Here is a 2,001-nt window from a genome sequence, read left to right on the forward strand (position 1 = left end):
GGGAGCCCGCCATGTCGGTCGATCCGCAACAACTGCTGCGCGAGCTGTTTGCCACAGCCATCGACGCGGCCCATCCGAACCAAGTCCTCGAAGCCCATTTGCCTGCCGATCGCACGGGTCGGGTGATCGTCATCGGCGCCGGCAAAGCCGCTGCTGCCATGGCGCAAGTGGTCGAGCGCTGCTGGGAGGGTGAAGTCACCGGCCTGGTGGTGACCCGCTACGGCCACGGCGCTCCGTGCGAAAAAATCGAAGTGGTCGAAGCCGCACACCCGGTGCCGGATGCGGCGGGTCTGGCCGTGGCCAAACGTGTGCTGGAGCTGGTCAGCAACCTGACTGAAGACGACCGCGTGATCTTCCTGCTCTCCGGCGGCGGCTCTGCCCTGCTCGCCCTGCCAGCCGAAGGCATCACCCTTGCCGATAAGCAGGCGATCAACAAAGCCCTGCTCAAATCCGGCGCGACCATCGGCGAGATGAACTGCGTGCGCAAGCATCTGTCGGCGATCAAGGGTGGGCGTTTGGGCAAGGCCTGCTGGCCGGCGACGGTTTATACCTACGCGATTTCCGATGTGCCGGGCGACCTCGCCACCGTCATTGCCTCCGGCCCGACCGTGGCCGACCCGAGCACTTCGGCCGAAGCACTGGCGATCATCAAGCGCTACGGCATCGACATTCCCGCCTCCGTGCGCACCTGGCTGCAAAGTCCGGAATCGGAAACCGTCAAACCCGGCGATCCGAGTCTGGCGCGCAGTCATTTCCAGTTGATCGCCCGCCCGCAGCAATCGCTGGACGCGGCGGCGGTGAAATGCCGTCAGGCCGGTTTCAGCACCTTGATTCTCGGCGACCTCGAAGGCGAGTCCCGTGAAGTGGCGAAAGTCCACGCCGGCATCGCCCGACAGATCATCCACCACGGCCAGCCCTTGTCAGCGCCGTGCGTGATTCTCTCCGGCGGTGAAACCACGGTGACCGTGCGCGGCAATGGCCGTGGCGGACGCAATGCCGAATTCCTCCTCAGCCTGACCGACAGCCTCAAGGGCCAGCCCGGCGTCTACGCGCTGGCCGGCGACACCGATGGCATCGACGGCTCGGAAGACAACGCCGGCGCGATCATGACCCCGGACAGCTACGCCCGCGCCGCCGCACTGGGTCTGAGCGCCAGCGACGAGCTGGATAACAACAACGGCTACGGCTACTTCCAGGCGCTCGATGCGCTGATCGTTACCGAGCCGACCCGCACCAACGTCAACGACTTCCGCGCCATTCTGATCCTTGAGAACTGCAAATCATGACGCCTGATAAAAAGGTCAAAATCCTCGCCACCCTCGGCCCTGCGGTCGACGGTATCGATGACATCCGCGAGCTGGTCGAGGCCGGGGTCAACATCTTCCGCCTGAACTTCAGCCACGGCGATCACGCCGACCACGCCAAGCGCTATCAGTGGATCCGCGAAGTCGAGCGTCAGCTCAACTACCCGCTGGGCATTCTGATGGATCTGCAGGGGCCGAAACTGCGTGTCGGCAAATTCGCTGACGGCAAGGTGCAGCTGCATCGCGGTCAGGCGTTACGCCTCGATCTCGATACGACACCGGGCGATGAGCGCCGGGTCAACCTGCCGCATCCGGAGATCATTGCCGCGCTGGAAGCCGGCATGGATCTGCTGCTCGACGACGGCAAGCTGCGCCTGCGCGTGGTCACCAAGTACGGCGATGCGATCGACACCACCGTGCTCAACGGCGGCGAACTGTCCGATCGCAAGGGCGTGAACGTGCCGCAAGCGGTGCTCGACCTCAGCCCGCTGACCGCCAAGGATCGCCGCGATCTGAGCTTCGGCCTGGAATTGGGTGTGGACTGGGTCGCGCTGTCGTTCGTACAGCGCCCGCAGGACATTGTCGAAGCCCGCGCGTTGATCGGCGACAAGGCATTCCTGATGGCGAAAATCGAGAAGCCTTCGGCGGTCGAGCAACTGCGTGAGATTGCTGAGTTGAGCGACGCCATCATGGTCGC

At 64.3% G+C, this 2,001-nt stretch carries 2 protein-coding genes; both read left to right on the forward strand.

Annotation, left to right across the window (positions count from 1 at the left end; genetic code table 11):
• Nucleotides 1-11 precede the first annotated feature (11 nt).
• Nucleotides 12-1,286 carry a glycerate kinase gene (locus D6877_RS20700; RefSeq protein WP_130911975.1) on the forward strand — a complete coding sequence of 425 codons (1,275 nt, stop codon included), beginning with the start codon at nucleotides 12-14 and terminating at the stop codon, nucleotides 1,284-1,286.
• A partial coding sequence (locus D6877_RS30030; RefSeq protein WP_241662931.1) for a pyruvate kinase occupies nucleotides 1,283-2,001 on the forward strand: 719 nt, incomplete at its 3' end. The genes D6877_RS20700 and D6877_RS30030, both read left to right, overlap by 4 nt.

It is taken from the genome of Pseudomonas sp. Sample_9, from assembly GCF_004307535.1.
GTDB lineage: Bacteria > Pseudomonadota > Gammaproteobacteria > Pseudomonadales > Pseudomonadaceae > Aquipseudomonas > Aquipseudomonas mercuritolerans.